This window comes from Pilosibacter sp. YYHA0881 (assembly GCF_051602715.1).
Classification (GTDB): Bacteria; Bacillota; Clostridia; order Lachnospirales; family Lachnospiraceae; genus Alitiscatomonas; species Alitiscatomonas aceti.
The window spans coordinates 2,974,242-2,995,105 of sequence record NZ_CP175657.1 but is presented as its reverse complement, the minus strand read 5'-3'; the positions used below and the strand labels follow the sequence as shown (position 1 = coordinate 2,995,105).

13 protein-coding genes and 2 pseudogenes are annotated in these 20,864 nt (G+C 53.5%); 3 read left to right on the top strand and 12 right to left on the bottom strand.

The features are described 5' to 3' along the window. Positions 1–18 precede the first annotated feature (18 nt). Both ACI6NM_RS14135 and ACI6NM_RS14130 read left to right on the top strand, forming a co-directional pair. A complete protein-coding gene (locus ACI6NM_RS14135) occupies positions 19–906 on the top strand; it encodes a LysR substrate-binding domain-containing protein (RefSeq protein ID WP_438500930.1) in 888 nt (295 codons plus the stop codon). A 257-nt stretch (positions 907–1,163) separates the two neighbouring features. Next, entirely contained in the window at positions 1,164–1,937 is a 774-nt protein-coding gene (locus ACI6NM_RS14130) for an ATPase (protein WP_215653495.1), read from the top strand. Between the two features lie 349 nt (positions 1,938–2,286). On the opposite strand, the gene ACI6NM_RS14125 is transcribed toward ACI6NM_RS14130, so the two are convergent. Both ACI6NM_RS14125 and ACI6NM_RS14120 read right to left on the bottom strand, forming a co-directional pair. Next, positions 2,287–3,315 carry a cytidylate kinase-like family protein gene (locus tag ACI6NM_RS14125; protein ID WP_215653494.1) on the bottom strand — a complete coding sequence of 343 codons (1,029 nt, stop codon included), beginning with the start codon at positions 3,313–3,315 and terminating at the stop codon, positions 2,287–2,289. Positions 3,316–3,330: 15 nt separating this feature from the next. Further along, on the bottom strand, positions 3,331–4,674 hold the full coding sequence (locus ACI6NM_RS14120; protein ID WP_337425236.1) for a sodium:proton antiporter: 1,344 nt from the start codon (positions 4,672–4,674) through the stop codon (positions 3,331–3,333). Between the two features lie 231 nt (positions 4,675–4,905). Here ACI6NM_RS14120 and ACI6NM_RS14115 point away from each other — a divergent pair, with 231 nt between their 5' ends. Further along, the gene (locus tag ACI6NM_RS14115) at positions 4,906–6,264 is read left to right on the top strand and encodes a sodium-dependent transporter (RefSeq protein WP_022272499.1); all 1,359 of its coding nucleotides are present in this window, start codon (positions 4,906–4,908) and stop codon (positions 6,262–6,264) included. On the opposite strand, the gene ACI6NM_RS14110 is transcribed toward ACI6NM_RS14115, so the two are convergent. The 10 genes and pseudogenes from ACI6NM_RS14110 to ACI6NM_RS14065 form a co-directional block, all read right to left on the bottom strand. Beyond that, the gene (locus ACI6NM_RS14110) at positions 6,256–8,121 is read right to left on the bottom strand and encodes a prolyl oligopeptidase family serine peptidase (protein ID WP_337810977.1); all 1,866 of its coding nucleotides are present in this window, start codon (positions 8,119–8,121) and stop codon (positions 6,256–6,258) included. The two genes, ACI6NM_RS14115 and ACI6NM_RS14110, sit on opposite strands and share 9 nt — an antisense overlap. 89 nt (positions 8,122–8,210) lie before the next feature. Beyond that, on the bottom strand, positions 8,211–9,815 hold the full coding sequence (locus ACI6NM_RS14105) for a glutathione ABC transporter substrate-binding protein (RefSeq protein ID WP_337810976.1): 1,605 nt from the start codon (positions 9,813–9,815) through the stop codon (positions 8,211–8,213). A 106-nt stretch (positions 9,816–9,921) separates the two neighbouring features. Further along, the gene (locus tag ACI6NM_RS14100; protein WP_337810975.1) at positions 9,922–11,901 is read right to left on the bottom strand and encodes an alpha/beta hydrolase family protein; all 1,980 of its coding nucleotides are present in this window, start codon (positions 11,899–11,901) and stop codon (positions 9,922–9,924) included. A gap of 147 nt (positions 11,902–12,048) precedes the next feature. Continuing rightward, positions 12,049–13,002, bottom strand: coding sequence for an ABC transporter ATP-binding protein (locus ACI6NM_RS14095; RefSeq protein WP_215653490.1), 954 nt, complete (start codon positions 13,000–13,002; stop codon positions 12,049–12,051). Further along, complete coding sequence (locus tag ACI6NM_RS14090; RefSeq protein WP_022272504.1) at positions 13,002–14,009, bottom strand: ABC transporter ATP-binding protein; 1,008 nt, start codon at positions 14,007–14,009, stop codon at positions 13,002–13,004. Before ACI6NM_RS14090 ends, ACI6NM_RS14095 begins: the two co-directional genes overlap by 1 nt. A 15-nt stretch (positions 14,010–14,024) precedes the next feature. Beyond that, positions 14,025–14,921: an ABC transporter permease gene (locus ACI6NM_RS14085; protein ID WP_022272505.1), complete on the bottom strand. Its 897-nt coding sequence runs from the start codon at positions 14,919–14,921 to the stop codon at positions 14,025–14,027. Between the two features lie 11 nt (positions 14,922–14,932). Continuing rightward, positions 14,933–15,865: pseudogene (locus ACI6NM_RS14080) on the bottom strand (ABC transporter permease). Positions 15,866–15,982: 117 nt separating this feature from the next. After that, positions 15,983–17,395, bottom strand: a pseudogene (locus tag ACI6NM_RS14075) (ABC transporter substrate-binding protein). A 645-nt stretch (positions 17,396–18,040) separates the two neighbouring features. Continuing rightward, a complete protein-coding gene (locus ACI6NM_RS14070; protein ID WP_262426991.1) occupies positions 18,041–19,318 on the bottom strand; it encodes an L-cysteine desulfidase family protein in 1,278 nt (425 codons plus the stop codon). Positions 19,319–19,464: 146 nt separating this feature from the next. After that, positions 19,465–20,850 carry an amidohydrolase gene (locus ACI6NM_RS14065; protein WP_262426990.1) on the bottom strand — a complete coding sequence of 462 codons (1,386 nt, stop codon included), beginning with the start codon at positions 20,848–20,850 and terminating at the stop codon, positions 19,465–19,467. Between the last annotated feature and the right edge of the window lie 14 nt (positions 20,851–20,864).

Here is a 20,864-nt window from a genome sequence, read left to right as displayed (position 1 = left end):
TGCCGTGAAAGGAGTCCTATGAATCTGAAAGAGCTGAATTATATCGTGACCATTGCCGACGAGGGCAGCATTTCCCGGGCGGCGGAAAAGCTCTATATGGCCCAGTCCAGCCTGAGCCAGTTCCTCCAGCTCTACGAGGCAGAGCTGGGAGCGCCTTTATTTATGCGGACCTCACGGGGCGTCCGTCCTACGGCCTCCGGCTCGGTATTTTTAAACCATGCCCGCCAGATCCTCCTCCAGTACCACCGGGCCCAAAGCGAGCTGTGGGATATCGAAGAGCTTTCCGGCGGCCGTATCGAGCTGGGGATCAGCACCTTCCGGGGCACTTATCTGCTGCCGCCTGTACTCAAGCGGTTCCGTGACCTGTATCCCCGGATCCATGTGGAGATCACAGAAAAAGACAGTATGTATCTGGAGGAAATGATCCTGGAGGGCTTTCTGGACATGGCGCTCCTGGCCCTTCCCAGCCCCCGGCTCCATAAGCAGCTGGATTTTCTCACCCGGGATGAGATCTATCTGGTCACTGTTTCGGAGCACCCTGTCATGGAATTCGTTCACCGGGAGGAAGACGGGACACGCTGGGTCGATCTGAAGGACATCGCCCGGTTCGAGTGTATCCTGGGACCGCCAAGGACCATCCTGGGCTCCATGATCCGGAAGGCCTTCGAGGATCTGCACCTGGAGCCCTTGGCCCAGAACACCAATATCACCGCCCCCTTCGCTGCCGCCATGGCCCGGGAGGGGATCGCCCTTTCCTTTACGTATCATTCCTGTATGGTGAAGGGCCCCAGGCGTGGAATATCTGTCCGTGGGCCGGAAAGGGCTCTTTCTGGATCTTTCCCTGGCCTATCCCGCCGGCGAATACCGCTCCAAGGCCACCATGGCCCTGGCAAAGATGTTCCATGAGATTTATCAGGAGGCGTCCATCCGGCCATAGGCCAGGGAATATGTCCGGCTCTGCGGCCCGCGTTCCGGCCGGCCGCCTCGGGACAGGCTTCTTGGGACGGGTTTCCCGGAAGCCGCGGCCCTTCATCCGGCCTTTGGGCCCGGTCCTTCTGTCTATATGCGATTTCCGGAGCCCTGCCCCTGCGGTGGGATCTCCCGGGATCGCAGACCAGTCTTTACACCACTTCTATTATCTTTTCATCCGGAGGTTTTAAATTATGGATAAAATAAACGATGAATTAAAAAAGCTGGAGCTTGAGATCGCAGACGTGAAACGCCGCCTCCAAACTCTCCCGGACGGCAGCCTTGCCTGTTCCCGTAATGGAAATTACTGGAAATGGTACTGGAACTGCGGAGACGGGCTTTCCTATCTTCCCAAAAGCGCCCGTCCTATGGCCGAAAAACTGGCTGTCAGAAAATATCTTTCCCTTCTGTTAAGATCCCTCCAGGCCAGACGTGCCTTTCTTGACTCTTATCTTGCCCGGAAAAGCCAGGCCGCTGAACAGGCTGTACAGGCTTATCTGGAGAATCCCGCTTACCAGCCGCTTCTCGCTCCCTATTTTACCCCTTTGTCCCCGGAACTGGCCCAGTGGGCAGCGGCCCCCTATGACCAGAATCCCCTGTTTCCGGAGCAGCGGATCCATAAATGTGCCTCCGGCCACCTGGTCCGGTCCAAATCTGAGGCGATCATCGACATGGTTCTGTATACTAACCAGGTTCCTTTCCGGTATGAATGCGCCCTCACTTTGGGAAAAACTGTGATCTACCCGGATTTTACCATCCGCGACCCCTCCAGCGGAAAAACGTATTACTGGGAGCATTTCGGCATGATGGATCAGCCGTCCTACGCTGCCCGCACCTTTTCAAAGCTCCAGCTGTACACTTCCTTTCAGATCATCCCCTCGATCCAGCTTATCACCACCTATGAAACCCAGGAGCATCCCCTGAACACAGAAACGGCCGAGGCTCTGGTGCGGCAGTATTTCCTATAAGAGCACGCGCGGACAGCGAGATCCGGCCATTCTGGCTGGTTTTCACATTCTCCCATCCTTCACATTCCCCCTACCCGTATCATCAAAAATATTGGGCGAAAATGCACGTTTTTTTCCACAGTGCCCAGAGATTACTGGGGAAACCTGAAATTTCACTGGATTTCCACTGGATTTTTCCAACGGATTGGGCATATACTGCGTTTTTCTTCGTGTATGCCCAAAAAACACTGGAATTTTGGGCATAGCAGAAAAAAAGTCCCTTCTATGCCCAACAGCGAGGCCTGAAGTGGCCCCTGGATCGCCCCATAACGCAAAAAAAGCCCCGTCCAAAGGACGGGGCGGGCAGTTCCTATTTTCTTCCTCCATCGATCATTTTCAGAATGAAATCCACGGTACCATCGATCCCGTAGCTGGCGGTGTTGATGCAGAGGTCATAGTTATTGGCATGGCCCCACTTTCTTCCCGTATAGAAATTATAATACCGGGAATGCCTCCGGTCCAGGCGGTGGAGGAGCCTTCTGGCCTTCCGCTCATCCAGTCCGCTGTTGACCTCCACAGCCCGGCGGACCCTCTGCTCAAAGGGGGCTGTGATATAGATACTGATATGGGGGATCTTATTATTGGTCATGATGGCATCGCCGCAGCGGCCCATGATGATGAAGTCCTCCTTCTTCGCCATATCGCAAAGCAGATCGCTCTGGTTAAAGAATACCGCATCCCGCTTGGACAGGCCATGATAACGGCTGAACTCCCGGAACCTCTGCCTCAGAGTCAGCTTCTTCGCCGGCGCAAAGGCACTGGCCGGGCTCTGGCTGATCTCATCCTTCACCTCGCTGGCATATCCCGCTGTATCATGGAAGGAATCTTTTTCTGCGTCCAGCCGTTTTAAGACCGCTTCAAAGATCTCGGCGTCATAATAGCTGATCTTCAATTTATCGGAAAGCCGGAAGCCCACCTCATTTCCGCCGCTGCCATAGGTCCAGCTGATGCAGACGATCAGGTGGTCCCGGTCGGAGAACCGTTCCTTCAGGTTAAAGGCGTTCAGCTCCGCCAGATCCGGGTCCAGCACGTCTCCATGGGCAAAGCTGGTGGGAAGGCTCATGACCTCTTTTAAGATCCTGTCATATTCGGACATGCAAAGCTTCCGCTCCTCCTTGTCCTCCAGGGTCCTGGCCATATTGGCGATCAGGGCAAGCTCGCTCCGCACCACGTGGCCCTGGGGCCGGGTCATCAGAAGCTCTGTCAGCTCATTGACGCACCGCTCTCTGTCCCGGTTGAACACGCGGCCCAGGGAGGAGCCCAGATGGATATAGACTTCCGCATCCAGGTCATAAATATGCTCTGCCAGTTCCTTGATCTCTTCTCGGTTCATTGACATGATTCCTCCCCCTTCCTATAAAAAGAATAACAGCGTATCCAGGATAAACACCGGCATCAGGATCCCGAAGGACCAGAGCAGATAGCCGAAAAAGGACGGCATCCGGATACCATTTTCGTCCGCAATGGATTTGACCATAAAGTTAGGCGCATTTCCAATATATGTGTTGGCTCCCATGAACACGGCTCCAGCAGAGATCGCCTCCAGCATTTTGATGGGAACAGAGCCCAGAGCCGTCATCATGCCGCCGGTAAAGCCCAGAGATCCGGCTGTCGTTAAGAACACCAGATAGGTGGGCGTATTATCCAGGAAACTGGACAGAAGCCCTGTGGCCCAGAACATCTGGAAGGGATCCGTGATCCCTAGCTTCGGCCCGCTGGCCTTTAACAGCATCAGGGCCGGCTGCATGGTGATGAAGATCCCCACAAACAGCACCGCCACCTCTTTAATGGCGCTCCAGGTAAAATGGTTCTCCCGGCGGATGGACGCGTCTGTGGTCTTAAAGGATAAAAAGGCCGCCAGCAGGATAATGGCGATCTCGATGACTGCCGGATAGCTTAAGACCACCTCCCCCAGGATGTGGATCCCCAGCACCTTCCCCTCCGCATCCTGAAACATCGGAAGGCTTGGAAGGGTCCCGCTTAAGATCACAGCGGCCACGATCATCACGATAAAGATCATGTTATGGGCCCCGCGGATCTTGATCTCCGTACCGGGCTTGCTGATATCCGGCTTTAAGCCCTTTGCAATATCGGTCCGGTAGGCCCTCCGGTCGATCCAGTAAAAAATAAACAGCAGCAATGCCATATTAAACAGCAGGACCGGCGTTAAATGAAGGCTCCAGAAAAACGGCACACCCCGCATGAAGCCCATCAGGAGCGGCGGATCCCCAATGGGAGTCAGACAGCCGCCCATATTGGACACCAGGAAAATAAAAAATACAATGATATGCCTCCGGTGCTTCCGCCATGCATTCATCTTAATGATCGGACGGATCATCAGCATACTGGCGCCTGTGGTGCCGATCCAGCTGGAAAGGATGGTTCCCAGAGCTAAAAGTCCCACATTGATCCTGGGTGAGCCTGCCAGATCACCGGACATGGTGATATTTCCGGACACACAGAACAGGCCAAACAGCAGGACGATAAACGTCAGATAATCATTGATCATACACTCCAGCACCGTCTCCGATGCATGGGATACACCGTACATCAGCGCGAAGGGCACCACAAAAAGCAGGGACCAGAAGGCCACAGCATGGGGCTGGTGCTCCTCCCACCAGTGGGGCTTTATAAGAGGCAGTACGGCAATACATAAAAGCAGGCCTGCAAACGGGATGCAGAGCCATAACGGGATCATCTCACTCACTTTGAACCACCTTTCCCTTTCGTTTTTTCTCCTCAAACAGCCACTCATTATAGCAACATTCCCAGTGAATTACAACCACGAACCCGCTAAAGAAACGCAAAAATATCGCAAAAAAACCAGCATTTCCGACAAATGCATCAACTACCGTTGCATTTTTTCCCTTTTTTTACTATCATAGTATGGCACGTTATCATGAAACAGTAATAAAGGGGGAATAAGAAAATGAAACGTGAAAGTTTTGGCTCCCGGCTTGGCTTTATCCTGGTCAGCGCCGGCTGTGCCATCGGCATCGGAAACGTATGGCGTTTTCCGTATGTGGCCGGAGAAAATGGAGGCAGTGTATTTGTGCTGTTCTACCTCCTGTTCCTGTTGTGTATGGGAGTTCCCGTACTGACCATGGAGCTGGCCGTGGGCCGCGCCAGCAGAAAGAGCGCCGTAAACGGCTATAAGGCCCTGGAAAAGCCCGGAAGTAAATGGCACATCCACGGCTGGTTCTGTATGCTGGGATGCTACCTGTTGATGATGTATTATACCACAGTCTCCGGCTGGATGATCAGCTACTTTTTTAAGTTCCTCACCGGAACCTTTCACGGACTGGACACAGAAGCCGTTTCCGGCGTGTTCGGCTCCCTTCTGGCCGATCCCATGGAGATGGGCCTCTGGATGGCTGTTACCGTCATCGCGGGCTTTCTGATCTGCAGCCTGGGTCTCAGAAACGGCCTGGAGCGGATCACCAAATGGATGATGGGCTGCCTCTTCGTCCTGATCCTGGTGCTGGCCGTCCACAGCATGCTGCTGCCCGGGGCAAAGGAGGGCCTGGCCTTCTACCTGCTCCCAGATTTTGAACGGGCTGCCCAGGTGGGCCTCCCCAACGTCATCACCGCAGCCATGAACCAGTCCTTCTTTACCCTGAGTCTGGGAATCGGGGCCATGGAGATCTTTGGAAGCTACATGGAAGAAAAACGAACTCTGGCCGGTGAATCTGTCAGCATCTGTATCCTGGACACCTTTGTAGCCCTGTCCGCAGGACTCATCATCTTCCCGGCCTGCTTCTCCTTCGGCGTACAGCCGGATTCCGGTCCGCAGCTGATCTTCGTCACCCTGCCCAACGTGTTTGCCAATATGGCCGGCGGAAGGATCTGGGGAGCCCTGTTCTTCCTGTTCATGACCTTTGCCAGCTTCTCTACGGTCATTGCCGTATTTGAGAACCTGCTGGCCAGCTGCATCGACAATTTCGGCTGGGACCGGAAAAAAGCAGTCCTCATCAACTGTGTCCTCATTCTGGTATTAAGCCTGCCATGCGTACTGGGCTATAATGTCTGGAGCGATCTCCGCCTCATCGGTGGACGGGATGTTCTGGATACCGAGGACTTCCTGGTGAGCAATCTGCTGCTTCCTCTTGGCTCCCTGGTATATCTGCTGTTCTGCGTCACAAAATGGGGCTGGAATTTTGACAATTACCTGTCTGAAGCCAACAAAGGCGAGGGCATGAAAATGCCGGGAGGAAAGCTGGTTAAAAATTACTTCCGCTTTGTCCTCCCGGTACTGATCCTGGTGATCCTGATCCAGGGATTATTTTAAATACGTATCCAGCCAGCTCACGATCTCATTTAAGCGGCGCACCCTCTTTTTCGGCTTTCCAAGCCTGGAAACGCTGTGGTGCTCGCCGTGGATCATGAGCAGTCTTGCCGGAACCCCATGATATTTCAGTGCGGAAAACATCTGGACTCCCTCTGCTACCCAGCAGCGGTAGTCCTCATCGCACTGGATGATCAGGGACGGCGTCTTTACCCTGTCTGCATACTTTAAGGGAGAAAGCTCCCACATCTTATCATAATTTTCCCATACGTCCCCGCCCAGCTGGGTGGTATTGAACGCATATCCGATGTCAGTGGTGTTGGTCTTGGTGATCCAGTTGGCAATGCAGCACTGGGGCACAGCCGCCTTGAACCGGTCCGTATGGCCGATGATCCAGTTGGTCATAAAGCCGCCGTAGCTGATCCCCATGACGCCCAGACGGTCTCCGTCCAGGGCCGGATACTGCCTTAAGACCTCGTCTGTGAAGGCCATGAGCTGCTCATAGTCGATGGAGCCCTGCTTTGCCACGATATCCGCGAACGCATTGCCCCGGCCGTCGCTGCCTGTGGGATTCATAAAGAATACAAAATACCCCCGGGACGCGTAGACCTGGAATTCATGGCTGTATGTGGCCCCGTAGATGGCCTTGGGACCGCCATGGATGGTCAGGATGCCCGGATACGTTTTCTCCGTATCAGACGGGTCGAAGCCCACAGGCGGGATTACGAAGCCATCCAGCTCCAGTCCCTCATGGGTAAAGGTAAAATGGCGGATGGGGCTGACTTCCTTTTCCTTTAAGCAGCGGGCCGTAAAGTCCGTAAAGCACGTCTCCTTCCCGTTCTCCAGGCTGTAAACCTCCGAAAGCCCCTGGTCCCTCATGCCTGTAAACAGGATCCGGCCGCCGCAGATATCGAAGGACTCCACGGTACCAGCGCGGTCCATCACAGCCGTTACGTTTCCATCCATGTCAAAGCATTGCAGCATCACGTCAGTCCCTACGGTGCTGTTTACATAGATCCTCCCATCCCGGCACATGCCCTCCTTCACGCTGTAATCGTAGCGGGCCAGCAGTCTGGGAGCCCCGTCCTCCAGCACATACAGATCCGGATTTTCATTGTAGCCGAACCGCTTCATATCAGAGCCTAAGAATTCCACCCGGCCATTCCGTCTGCACGCGTAGCTGATGGAAAACATCCCCTGGTCCAGATGGCGGATCACGGTGTCCGTCTCCTCCACATACTCATAAAGACCGTTCTGCGGAAGCTTTTTCCCGGTGTAGATATTGCAGGTAAAAAATACGGTCCCATTCTCAGCCCAGAAGGCCTCCACCTGGCCATATTCCGGCGACAGGACTCTGGCCTCTCCGGTCTTAAGATCATACCGGTACAGCCGGTCCCGGACCTTATTGACGATCCCCACGCCGTTGCTCCAGAAGGGGATCTCGTCAAAGACCTCATAGTCCTCTTCCTTTTCATAATAATGTTCATGGACCAGGCAGTACAGGATCCCGTTCTGGCACCGGATCTTTCTGGTGCCCTTGGGAAGGGTCCCGCAAAGCTCGGCCTCGCCTCCGGCAACGGAAATCCTGTAAAGCAGAGCTTCTCCCTTCCTGTCTTTTTCCCTGTTTCCCACAAAGAAAAGCTGCTCCCCGTCCTCCCAGGCAAAGCTCTTCTCCTTTTTTCCACTGGTCAGCTTCCGGACGGTCCCGTTTTCCACATCCACCACCTGAAGCCAGGAATAGTAGCAGTTTTCCTCCCCATCCGGCTTCGTCACCACAAAGGCCCCGAAGCGGCCATCTGGAGACAGCTGGAGCCCGGACGGCACCTCCTGGTCAATAAAATCCTGGATCTCTGTTCTCATGCTGATTCCTCCCATACATATGGTATAAAAAAGCAGGCCTCCGCAGCGTTTCCGCCGGAAAGCCTGCATTTTTTACTGGTTTGCAGTTTTTATTTTTCGTAGTACAGATTTTCGTAATGGTTCGCAGACGACGGATGGAGCACAAAGCCCTTTAAGTCTGCCCGGATGCCCGTACAGGTGGTTCCATAGAACAGGCACACCCATGGAGCGTCGTCATTGATCTTCTGCTGGATCTCCTTATAAAGCTCCATACGCTTGGCGTTGTCGGACTCCTTCTGGGCCTGCTCGATCAGCGTATCCACCTCCGGATTGCTGTAAAACGCACGGTTTCCGGTGGCTCCGAAGTTCTTTGTATGGAACAGCGGGAAAATGCTGGCGTCCGGATCCATGGTGGCGTTGGACCAGCTGCTGATGAACATATCGTGCTCGCCCTTATTGATGGCGTCTAAGAATGCGCCCCACTCATAAAGCTGGATATCCACCTCGATGCCGATCTCCAGAAGCTGGGCCTGGATGATCTGGGCCTCACGGTTTCTCACATCGCCGGATGCAAACAGGGTGGTCTTAAAACCGTCCGGATAACCTGCCTCTGCCATCAGGGCCTTGGCCTTCTCCAGATCCTGGGAATAGCCGGTGATCTCCTCGCTGTAACCCGGGATATTGACGTTCATGACGCTGTTGGCCACCTGGCCTCTGCCCTCCAGGACCACGTCGATGATCTCCTGCTGGTTTAAAGCGTAGTTGATGGCCTGGCGCACCTTGGGATCGTTGAAGGGCTCCTTCTCACAGTTCATGGCCAGATACTCCACGGAAACAGAGGTCTTTTCCAGGGCCATGAGCTCCTTATTGGCCTTTACATTCTGCACGTCTGTGGCGTCCACGGAAATGGACATGTCGATCTCGCCGGTCTCCAGGGCAATGGTCCTGGCTCCGCCCTCCGGCATGATCCTTAAGGTCAGGCTGGTGGTCTTTCCAGGTCCCTTGAAGTAATCGTCGAACCGCTTTAAGCTGTAATGGTCATTGGGCACCCATTCCACAAACTGCATGGGGCCTGTGCCGATGGGATTCTCCCAGAATGCGTCGCCCTGGGCGGTCACAGCGGCCTCGGGCACGATGCTGGTACCCGTATGGCTCAGGGCAGCCAGTAACGGCGCATAAGGCTCTGCCAGATGAAGGGTCAGATTGTGATCATCCTCCACAGTAATGCTGTCGATCTGCTCCACATACTGCTTGACACGGGGCATTTCCTTGGCCCGCTCCAGACTGAATTTCACATCGCTGGCCGTACAGTCGGTGCCGTCGTGGAACTTGACGCCCTCATGGATCTTGAATTTCCATTCCGTATCGGAAACCTGCTCCCAGCTCTCGGCCAGATCGCCTACGATCTCAGAATTTTCATCGATCTCAATGAGACGGCTGTAAATGTGGCGGTGGGCAATGGAGGATGTGGTGTCGTTGGTACCCATGGGATCCAGGGTCTTGATATCCGACTTTCCAGCGATCACGATATCACTTTTTCCAACCTCTCCGGAGCCTTCCCCTGTTCCTGTGGGCGCTGCGGCGGCTGCATCCCCTGCGTCTGCGGATGCGGCTGCCTGGGTGCTCCCGTCTTCCCCGGAGTTTCCGCAGGCACTCAGCGCCAGTACGGCAGCTGCTGCCAGTGCGGCCATTGCCTTCCATCTGTTCTTCTTCATTTTTGTAGAACCTCCCTTTTTTGTTATACCCATCGGAGCTGCCGGAAATGGCCGTGCCCAGATTCCCCTGGGATCACGCTTCCCGACAGCTCCGGAGTTTCCCGTTTTAATTCAGATATTTATCGAACCAGTCCATCATCTCCTGCATCCTGCGGATCCTGTGGGTGGGCTTTCCGGATCTGGACAGCTCATGGTTTTCCCCATGGAACAGGCACAGTCTTGCATCTACCCCGAAATACTTAAGGGCAGAGAACATCTGGATGGCGTCTCCCATCCAGCAGCGGTAGTCCTCGTCCGACTGGATGAACAGGGTGGGCGTCTTTGCCATGTTGGCGTATTTCAGCGGAGAATGGGACCACATCTTCTCCGGATTTCCCCACGGATCGGCCTTGATCTGATCCATGTTGAAGTAGTATCCGATGTCTGTGGTCATGCACTTGGAGATCCAGTTGGAGATACTTCTCTGGGAAGCAGCCGCCGCGAATCTGGTGGTGTTTCCGATCACCCAGTTGGTCATAAATCCGCCGTAGCTTCCGCCCATAACTCCCAGGCGCTTCTCATCGATCTGCGGATACCGCTTTAATACCTCGTCGGTCACAGCCATACAGTGCTCAAAGTCGATGCTGCCGTGTCTTCCGGACAGGTCAGCGAAATCATTGCCGCGTCCGTCGCTGCCTAAGGGGTTCGTATAGAATACGAAGTAGCCGGCGTTGGCGAATACCTGGTTCTCATGGAAGAAGGTGGGAGCAAAGGTGGCTCTGGGGCCGCCGTGGATGGTCAGGATGCCCGGATACGTCTTATTGGGATCATAATCCAGCGGCTTGATCACATAGCCATCCAGCTCCAGTCCCTTGTATGTAAAGGTAAACTCCTCCACCGGAAGGACGGAACGCTCTGCCATGATCTCGTCGTTGAAGGAGGTCAGCTTTTCCTCCTCTTTTCCGTCAAAGCAGTAGCATTCGGTCAGTCCCATTTCCCTCATGCCGGTGAAGTAGATCTTATCCCCGCACAGGCTTAAGGTATGGAGGCTTCCCTGACGGTCGATGAGGGTCTCCAAATTGCCGTTGGCGTCAAATCTTCTGAGAGCCGTATTCTTTCTTAATGTGGTCAGGAAATAAATGTATTTGTCATCGTGTACAATGGCCGGGCCGTCGGCAAATTTGCAGTCGCAGCAGATGCTGTTGTGGATACTGTCATCGTAATCGGAAAGCAGCTCCACCTTGCCGTTCTCCACTGTATACAGCTTGTCGTTTTCATTGAAGCCGTACTCCTTCATATAAGAAGCGAAGAAGGTCACCTTGCCGTTTAAGATGCAGGCATAGTCGATGCTCATATCTCCCTGCTCCACCAGAGTCTCCACCTTGTCCTCGGAGATGGTATACATCTTAAGGCCCTCGTATACATCCTTCTTATCTGTATAATGGCTGGAAATGAAAAGGACCTTGTTTCCTTCCTCGGTCCAGAAGCCCTCCACATTGTCATACTCCGGGCTTACGATCTTTGCATCGCCGGTCTCCATATCATACACAGCCAGACGGGTCCTCTTCTTATTTACGATCCCCTGTCCGTTGGCCCAGAACGGAAGCTCATCGAAGACCTCATAATCCTTTTCGTCCTTCCATGCCTTCAGGGCCTCTTCCTTCTCTTCCCCTTCCATATGGGCAAAATCCGGTTTGTTGTAGTCATACTTTACTCCCAGGACCAGCTTCGTCCCGGCCAGCTGCATTTTTGTCACCTTATACGGAACTGCAAAGGCAAACTGGGCCTCTCCGCCGTAAATGCTGATCTTATAAAAGCAGGTCCAGTCCTCTCCGTCCTTTACCTTTTTCGCATACTCCTTCTCTCTGTCAGAGGTGAAAAGAAGCGTTTCATTATCCAGCCAGATAAAAGTGCGTTCCTTTTTCCCACTGGTGAGTTTTCTCGTTTTTTTGCTCTCTGTGTCATGGATCCAGAGGCAGGAATCGTATGTATTATCCTTTTCGTTGGCATTTACTACCGCAATGGCAGCATGCTTTCCGTCGGGAGAAGCGGTGATCCCTGTGGGGTAATTGTAGAACGTAAAGTCATTGATTCCGATCTTTTTCATGTTCTGGTCTCCTTCTTTAAATGATTTTACTGTTTCCGGTTCAACGCAATAAAGCAGCCTGGCATAAAAACAGCCATCTGGCCGTTTCTGCCTGTGTGGACAGGAAACAAGCCCTCTGCATTATACCATGCCGAGGGCTTCCTTTCACTATTTTTCCGTCAGATGGCATGCAACAAAGTGATCTTTCTCGATCTCCACCAGCTTGGGCTCCTCGGTCCGGCAGCGGTCTGTGGCATACGGACAGCGGACCGCAAACCGGCAGCCCGGCTTCGGATTGATGGGGGAGGAGATCTCACCCTTTAACATAACTCTCTGTCTCTTCTTCCTGAGACTGGGCACCGGGATCGCAGACAACAGGGCCTTGGTATACGGATGGACCGGATTATCGAATAAGGTCACAGACGGAGCCTTCTCGATCAGCTGCCCCAGGTACATAACAGCGATATCATTGGCAAAATGGTTTACGACCGAAAGGTCATGGGTAATAAAGATATAGGTCAGTCCCATCTGCTCCTGAAGATCCTGCATCAGATTCAGGATCTGGGCCTGGATGGAAACGTCCAGGGCAGACACAGGCTCGTCACAGATGATCAGCTTGGGCTCCATGGCCAGGGCGCGGGCGATACCGATACGCTGACGGCGGCCGCCATCCAGCTCATGAGGGTAGGTGTTGATCAGACGGTCTGCCAGCCCAACGACCTCCATCAGCTCATGCACGCGCTCTGCCCTCTTTTTGGCATCCGGGATCAGCTTCTGGAGCTTTAAGGGCTCGCCGATGATCTCGCTGACAGTTTTACGGGGATCCAGGGACGCATAGGGGTCCTGGAAGATCAGCTGCATCTCCCGTCTTAAAAGGCGCATCTGCTCTTTGTTTTTCTTTGTTATATCCTCGCCGTTGAAGATCACCTCGCCGGCGGTGGGCTCGATCAGACGGAGGATCGCACGGCCAGTGGTGGATTTTCCACAGCCGGACTCTCCTACGATTCCCAGGGTCTTTCCGCGTTCCAGTGTGAAGCTGACGTCGTCAACCGCATGAAGGGTTCCCTTGGGAGTATTAAAATATTTCTTTAAGTGTTTTACTTCCAGGATCGTGTCGGACATCACTGCACACTCCTTTCAATCTTAAATCCAGGCTCGTCGTATCTGGAGCAGCGTACATAGTGGGTATCGCTGACCCATTTCATCTCCGGACGGGCTTTTGTACATGCCTCTGTGCAGTATTTGCAGCGGGGGGCAAAGCAGCAGCCCTTGGGAAGATCTGTGGGGTCTGGCATCAGGCCCGGGATCGGCTGGAGACGGTGACGTCTCTCCTCGATGTTGGGAAGGGAGCCGAACAGTCCCTCTGTATACGGATGGAGCGTGCGTTCAAATACGTCCTCCAGGGTTCCGTGCTCAACGATCTGACCGGCATATACTACGGATACCTCATCGCATACCTCTGCGATGATCCCCAGGTCGTGGGTGATCATGATCATGGCGGAGCCGAACTTCTCTCTCAGCTCCTTCATGGTCTCCAGTACCTGGGCCTGGATGGTCACATCCAGAGCCGTGGTAGGCTCGTCGGCGATCAGAAGCTTCGGGTTGCAGGCCAGGGCCATGGCGATGACCACACGCTGCTTCATTCCGCCGGAGAACTGGTGGGGGTACTCGCCGTAACGCTCTTTGGGGATCCCTACCACCTCTAACATCTGGCCAGCCTTGTCGGCGGCCTCTTTTTCACTGATATTTTCATGGAGCCCGATTACCTCGGCGATCTGCTCGCCGACCGTAAGCACCGGGTTTAAGGATGTCATGGGATCCTGGAAGATCATAGATACCAGGTTTCCGCGGATGGACTCCAGATCCTTCTGGGGAAGATTTAAAATATCCTTTCCATCCAGAGTGATGGAGCCATTTTTGATGACTCCCGGCGGGTCCGGAACCAGGCGCAGGATGGAAAGGGCCGTGGTGGTCTTTCCGGAGCCTGTCTCTCCTACCAGTCCCAGGGTCTTGCCGTATTCCAGCTGGATATCCAGACCGTTTACGGCCTCGACGGTTCCGTCGTCGGTTTCATAATGGATCACAAGATCCTTAATATCAAGAATCAGGTCTTTTTTATTTTCTGCCACAGTTCCTGTCCTCCCTTATTTCTTTAACTTCGGATCCAGTGCATCACGCAGTCCGTCGCCTAAAAGGTTCAGGGACAGGATCGTGATGATGATCGCGATACCCGGGAAAATCGTCAGATGCGGCGCATTTCTCAGATATGCGCGGCCGCCGGAAAGCATTGCGCCCCACTCCGGCGTGGGTGCCTTTACGCCCAGTCCCAGGAAGCTTAATCCGGAAGTGGAAAGGATCGCGGACGCTACCTTTAAGGATACCTGTACGATGATGGGTGCCATACAGTTGGGGATAATATGTGAGAGGATGATCTCAAAGTTATTGGCCCCGATACATTTTGCCGCCTCCACGAACTCCTGGTCCTTTACGGTAAGGACGGAGGCACGGACGATCCGCGCGTAGCCGGGAAGGGACGATATTGCGATGGCCAGCATCAGGTTAATGATACTGGGTCCCAGAGCGGATACAATGGTAATGGAAAGCAGAAGGCTGGGTACTGCCAGCAGGATATCCATAAAACGCATGATCACGTTGTCGATGGTGCCGCCGTAGAAACCGGCCGCTGCGCCAAGGCTTCCGCCCAGGACCAGGGAAATGGACACTGCCACAACGCCTACGCTTAAGGATACTCTGGAGCCGTGTACCAGACGGGCCAGGATATCACGTCCGAATTCGTCGGTTCCCAGCCAGTGCTCTGCGCTGGGGCCCTGGAGACGGATCTGGGTATTCTGCTTGATAACAACTGTATCATAGTCAAACAGCACGTCTGCAAAAATCGAGATCAGGACCAGGAAGACCACTACTGTAAGTCCGATCATGGCCATTCTGTTCTTTTTTAAACGCCGCCACGTCTCTTTAAACTGACCACGCTTCTTAGTGGCCGTGCCAGCCTGTGCGGCGCTGTTGTTCGTCGTTGCCATACGCTGCCTCCTTATTTCTTCTTATACTGTGCTTTGATCCTCGGATCGATATACGCATAGAGCAGGTCCACGATCAGGTTGATAACGCTGAACGTGATCGTCAGCATGACGATACATCCAAGAACCATGGGGGCGTCCTTACTCTTAATGGAGTCTACCACCAGACGGCCAACTCCCGGCCATGCGAATACCGTCTCTGTCAGCGTTGCGCCGCCTAAAAGAGAACCAAACTGAAGGCCGATAACGGTAACAACGGGGATCAGGGCATTCTTTAAGGCATGCTTCCGGATCACAGTCTTTTCCGGAACACCTTTTGCCCTGGCTGTACGGATATAGTCCTAACGGATAACCTCCAGCATGGAGGAACGGGTCATACGGCAGATAAGGGCCGCGTCGCCGGTTCCCAGGGTAATGGCAGGCATGATATAGCTCTTCCATCCGCTCATACCGCCCGAGGGAAGGATCCCCAGATTCAGCGAGAACACGATGATGAGCATTAAGCCCAGCCAGAAGTTCGGCGTCGCCACACCTAAAAGGGCTGCGACCATTCCCACGTTATCCACAGCGCTGTACTGCCTGGTGGCGCTGATGATACCGATGGGAAGAGCGATGGCTACGGCCACCAGGATAGACCAGAAGGCCAGCTTCGCTGTATTGGGGAAAGAAGACATGATGGTCGTAAATACGGGACGCTTTGTGGAATAGGATACGCCCATGTCGCCATGGAGAAGGTTCCACATATATTTTCCGTACTGGACGATCACGGGCTTATCAAGGCCCAGGTCTTTTCTGACTGCTTCGATGGTCTGGGCATCTGCGCCCTCTCCTGCGATGATCGCAGCGGTATCGCCTGGTGACAGGCTTAAAATGAAGTAAACCATAAAGGTAACACCTATGAGAACCGGGATAAGCATTACCAGACGTTTCAGTATGTACCTGCTCATTTATACCTTCCATTCCGCCGCTAAACGGCTTTTTTCTGATAATTATGTCTTTTTTAATGGGGGCAGGTCCAGGACCCGCTCCCCATCTCAGTTTTTATTCAATTTTTGAAAAAGCGATTACTTTGCGTAATGGCAGTTGCCCAGATAGTGGCTTGCGCCCTTGTGGAGCTTGAAGCCCTGTAAGTCTGCGCGGACGCCTACGTTGTCGTTCTTATAGTAGAATGGGCACCACGGAGACAGATCGTGAAGGTAGATCTGAAGCTCCTTGTAGTATTCCATACGCTTTTCGTTATCATTCTCCTGGGCTGCCTTTGTGATCAGCTCATCCACAGTAGCGTCAGTCATGAACGCACGGTTTCCGGTGGCTCCATGGTTTGCAGAGTGGAATAACTGGTATGTACTGGAATCTGCATCGAAGGAGGAGTTGGACCATCCAAGGATGAACATTTCGTGCTCGCCTGCATTTAATGCATCCAGGAATGCGCCCCATTCCATTGTGGAGATATCTACGGTGATGCCGATCTCAGCCAGCTGTGCCTGTACCATCTGTGCGGAACGGGTACGGACGTCGCCGTTTACCCAGAGCTGGCAGGAGAAGCCATCGGGATATCCAGCCTCAGTAAGGAGCTCTTTTGCCTTTGCCGGATCGTAGGGATAAGCCTCTACCTCATCAGTCCAGCCGGGGATCGTATTATTGATATAGCTGTTGGCAACGGTTCCGCGGCCTTCTACGATGGTATCCACTAACGCCTGCTTGTCGATTGCGTAGTTGATGGCCTGGCGGACTTTCTGATCCTTAAAGTGCTCTTTTGTCATATTCATGCCCAGATACTCGATGGAAGAGGACGGCTGGGATAAAAGCTTCACATCGGAATTTGCCTCGATGTTGGAGCAGTCTGTGGGATCCACACCCCATACCAGATCCACTTCTCCGGTCTCCAGGGCAATGGCGCGGGCGCTGCCCTCGGGGATCACGCGCACCGTGATGGAAGTGGTAATGGGCTCTTCACCCTAGTAATTGGCGTTTTTCTCCAGTGTATAGTGGTCGTTGGGAACCCATTCCTTTACAGTGAAGGGACCAGAAGTCACGATATTGTCCGCATCGCCGTAGGCCTCGCCGGCTGCTGTTACGGCTGCTTCCTGTACGATACTTAAGTTGGAGCTTGCAACGATCGTATTAAAAGGAGCATAGGGCTCTGTTAATTTGATCGTTACCTGATGCTCGTTGTCCACAACTACTTCTTTTACCTTGGAAGTATTGCTCTTTGTCTTCGGCATATTTTTCGCACGGTCAAAGGTAAATTTAACATCGTTGGCTGTCACCGGAGTCCCATCGGACCATACGGCATCTTCTCTCAGCTTGAACACGAAGTCTGTATCGTTTACCAGCTCGTAGCTCTCTGCCAGGTCGGGAACCAGTTCTCCCTCGTCGCTGATATCAAGCAGTGTGCTGTATGCGTGCTTGATCACGACTGCCGTGGTCGTATCCTGCTGTCCAGCCGGGTCCAGAGTCACGATATCTGCGCCCATGGCAACGGTGATATCGGTCTTTCCAACCTCGCCGGAGCCGGAAGCTGCCGCATCTCCGCCAGCTGCTGTGGAGCCAGTATCTCCTCCGGCTGCTGCGGTCGTTTCATTTCCGCCGCCACCGCCGCATGCCGTAAGTGCCATCATGGCCGCAAGAGCTGCTGCTGCCGCTCTGACTGCATTTCTTTTTCTCATAAACGTAATCCTCCTTTTTATAGTAATACCGTTTTCCTATGGCATTAATCATATCAGTATTGCACAATTTTGTCAATATTTTTATACATATATTGTATTCTTTTGCATATTTTTCACAATCTCGCGCCTCCTGTATAGTGCATTTGCTATACTAAAATGATACTTTTTCAACAAGTATTGTGTCTTTTGTATATCACCTCCCCAGGATTTTGGCCATCCTGGCTATACACCGTTTCCCGGTCTGTCCTCTCTCCAGCGGCAGACTCCCTCTTCCTCCCCAGGTCGGTCCCGCGCGGAGCTGTTTCATACTGTGGGACGTACTTTCCCGCAGCACAAAAACAGCGGGGCCCGTCCGGGGCTCCCGCTGTCTGCCGCATCCATATTCTTTTTACTTACAGGTCCGATCCAGGAGCCCAGGCACCCAGCCCTGGTATCCTCCAGGCACAGTCCCCTTTAGCACTCGATCATGATACTGATGATCTCTTCATTGGTCTTTTTCATTCCGTCCTTGGCGAGACGGCCCACGTTCTGGATGGTGTTCTCCACACCCTTCTTTACGATGCCGTCGCCGCCATAGAACTGCTGGCCTTTGACGTACATATTATAGCCTAAGATGGCCGCGTCCACAGACTCTGCGATCTTGGCTGCGCAGGAGGCCTTGGCTCCGTCACAGACCATGCCGGAGATAACGGCCAGCGCATTGACCACCGTGTGGATCACGGCATCAAAGTCTCCGCCGTTTAAGTAAGCAATACCGGCTCCCGCACCCGCGCCTGCACTGACCGCGCCGCAGAAGGCAGAAAGACGGCCGATGGGCGTTTTCTGGTGAATCGTGGTCAGGTTGGAAAGAGCCAGGGCCCGGTACATCTTTTCCTCACCTGCATTCAGCTCTTTCGCATAGACGATCACCGGAACAGAGGCTGTGATCCCCTGGTTTCCGCTGCCGGAATTGATGATCACCGGCAGCTCGCAGCCGTTCATTCTGGCATCAGACCCGGCCGCTGCCCAGGCTCTGGCCCTGGTACGGATGTCATCGCCGTTCATGGCTAAAAGCACAGATCCGATGTTTGCGCCGTAATTGCCTTTTAAGCCCTCTTCTGCAATGGCCATGTTGCAGCGGATCTGGGGATCCAGCACATGCTTTAAGTCCTCCACATCCACAGTATTGATGAAGTCCCAGATATCTTCCATATTTAATAAGGAACGGTCCGTGAGGCCCTCGTTTGTCTCGCCCTCCACCGGCACCTCCTTTAAGATCTCACCGTTCTTCTCGATCAGTACGATGTTGGTATGGAAGTTGACGATCCGGACTCTGGACCATGCTTCCCCTTTATATAAGGTAACGACGATCTCAAATGTAAAGCCATTGTCCACATGCTCCACAGAAATGGGCGTTTTTTTCAGGAACTCCTTCATTTCCGCGATCGCTTCCTTCTCTACACTGGCGATCACCTCCAGCTCCTTGTCCGGATCCCCGGCCACGATACCAGCCGCAGCCGCAGCCGGAATGCCCTTTAAATGGTCCGTGTTGGGCACGATCACCGATTTCACGTTCTTGATGATGCTTCCGCTGGCTCCGATCACCACCTTATCCGGCAGCTCTCCCAGCACCTTTCTGGCCACAGCAGCCGCATATGCCAGAGCGATGGGCTCTGTACAGCCCATGGCCGGTCTTAACTCCTCCTCCAGGATCTTAATGTAGGCATTGTACTTTACATTGGTCTTTTCCATGGTTACCCCTTGTCCTTTCTCTAATACAGTTCTGCACGTCTCTCTGTATGGTAAAAAATCCTATTTCCCCATACCCTTTCAGATTAGCATATCATAAAAAAGGATGAAAGTAAATTTTAACGTTTTAAATATATCATTAAATAATTTTAATGATTTGGTATAGGAAGCTCCTCCGGCACCGGACAGTGATATGACGCTCCCTCTGTTTCTCTCCGAAATTCCTCCCATGCCTTTTCCCGAAGCTCCCGGTCTTCCATAAGCCGGATCCCAGCTGCCGCCATGACCTTTGCCCCATAGATCATCCCCTTCCTTCCAATGGAACTTCCGGAACAGGCTGTCACCTGCCAGCTGTGCCCTGGCGCCCCCAGGGCAGAAGTGGCTGTAGTAAAGAAGCCTGTGGGCACCAGATGGGCCACATCTCCCACATCCGTAGAGTCAAAGGTCGTTTCAGCTGTAACCGGAGCCACACCCGTGTATAATTCCGTATCCCCAGGCAGTCCGTTATCCCTTAATGCCTGGTTCCACTGACGTTCTGACAGGCGGTTCAGTTTTTTTGCGAACTCTGTCTCCTCCTGCGTCCATGGCTCCTGTTCTACCGATCTCATAGCCAGATCCAGTGTCTCTGCCAGAACATGGTTTCCTAACATCGGGTAACAGCCTCCCTGGTATTCTGTCTGAAGCTCCGTATCTGTCATCATAGCCGCCCCCTTCGCAGCCCGGACCAGCCGTTCACAGACCTGGTCCACAGTCTCCCGTTTGAGAGCCCGGACAAAATACCAGACACTGGCTGTTTCCGGCACAACATTGGGAGCCGCTCCCCCGTCCGTGATCACATAATGGATTCTCACATCTGGCTGTACATGCTCACGCATATACTCAATACCGGTATTTAGCAAAGAGACCGCATCCAGAGCGCTTCTTCCATTCCAGGGATCAAACGCCGCATGAGCGGAAACGCCCTTATAGTGAAACCGGATTCCGCTGCATCCACAGGACCGGGAAGCCGATGCCCTGTTGACCCGGCCTGGGTGCCAGGCCAGGGCCAGCTCCAGATCCCTGAAACAGCCGCCTCTGGCCATAAACGGTTTTCCTGTAAGCACCTCCTCTGCCGGACATCCATAAAACACTACCGTTCCAGAAAGCTTCCGTTCCTCCATTTCTGCTTTCATACCCAAAGCTGCTCCCACCGTGGCCGCAGCCAGAAGATTGTGGCCACAGCCGTGACCGTATCCATTTTCCACCATCGGTTCCTTATGGTCTGTTGCCTTCTGGCTCATTTGCGGAAGGGAATCGTATTCTCCCAGAAGGCCGATCACCGGGCTTCCGTGTCCCCAGACTGCCCTAAGCGCCGTTGGAACACCTCCGGCTCCGCGCTCCACCTGGAATCCCTCCTGCTCCAGAAGCTCTGCCACCAATCTGGCAGCTATGGTCTCCTGAAACGGCTCCTCCGGATTTTCCCAGATCTGCTGTGCCAGAGTTTCCAGTCTTTTTCTTTTACTGCTGATTTCTCTCGCAAAAATTTCTCTGTCCATTGTCGCCTCCCACA

Coding starts and splice junctions, on each gene's coding strand:
- ACI6NM_RS14125 (WP_215653494.1), bottom strand. CDS start 3,315: ATGTCAATGAACCGAGAAGAGATCAAGGAACTGGCAGAGCATATTTAT.
- ACI6NM_RS14105 (WP_337810976.1), bottom strand. CDS start 9,815: ATGAAGAAGAACAGATGGAAGGCAATGGCCGCACTGGCAGCAGCTGCC.
- ACI6NM_RS14095 (WP_215653490.1), bottom strand. CDS start 13,002: ATGTCCGACACGATCCTGGAAGTAAAACACTTAAAGAAATATTTTAAT.
- ACI6NM_RS14070 (WP_262426991.1), bottom strand. CDS start 19,318: ATGGAAAAGACCAATGTAAAGTACAATGCCTACATTAAGATCCTGGAG.
- ACI6NM_RS14065 (WP_262426990.1), bottom strand. CDS start 20,850: ATGGACAGAGAAATTTTTGCGAGAGAAATCAGCAGTAAAAGAAAAAGA.
- ACI6NM_RS14100 (WP_337810975.1), bottom strand. CDS start 11,901: ATGAAAAAGATCGGAATCAATGACTTTACGTTCTACAATTACCCCACA.
- ACI6NM_RS14085 (WP_022272505.1), bottom strand. CDS start 14,921: ATGGCAACGACGAACAACAGCGCCGCACAGGCTGGCACGGCCACTAAG.
- ACI6NM_RS14120 (WP_337425236.1), bottom strand. CDS start 4,674: ATGATCCCGTTATGGCTCTGCATCCCGTTTGCAGGCCTGCTTTTATGT.
- ACI6NM_RS14110 (WP_337810977.1), bottom strand. CDS start 8,121: ATGAGAACAGAGATCCAGGATTTTATTGACCAGGAGGTGCCGTCCGGG.
- ACI6NM_RS14115 (WP_022272499.1), top strand. CDS start 4,906: ATGAAACGTGAAAGTTTTGGCTCCCGGCTTGGCTTTATCCTGGTCAGC.
- ACI6NM_RS14135 (WP_438500930.1), top strand. CDS start 19: ATGAATCTGAAAGAGCTGAATTATATCGTGACCATTGCCGACGAGGGC.
- ACI6NM_RS14130 (WP_215653495.1), top strand. CDS start 1,164: ATGGATAAAATAAACGATGAATTAAAAAAGCTGGAGCTTGAGATCGCA.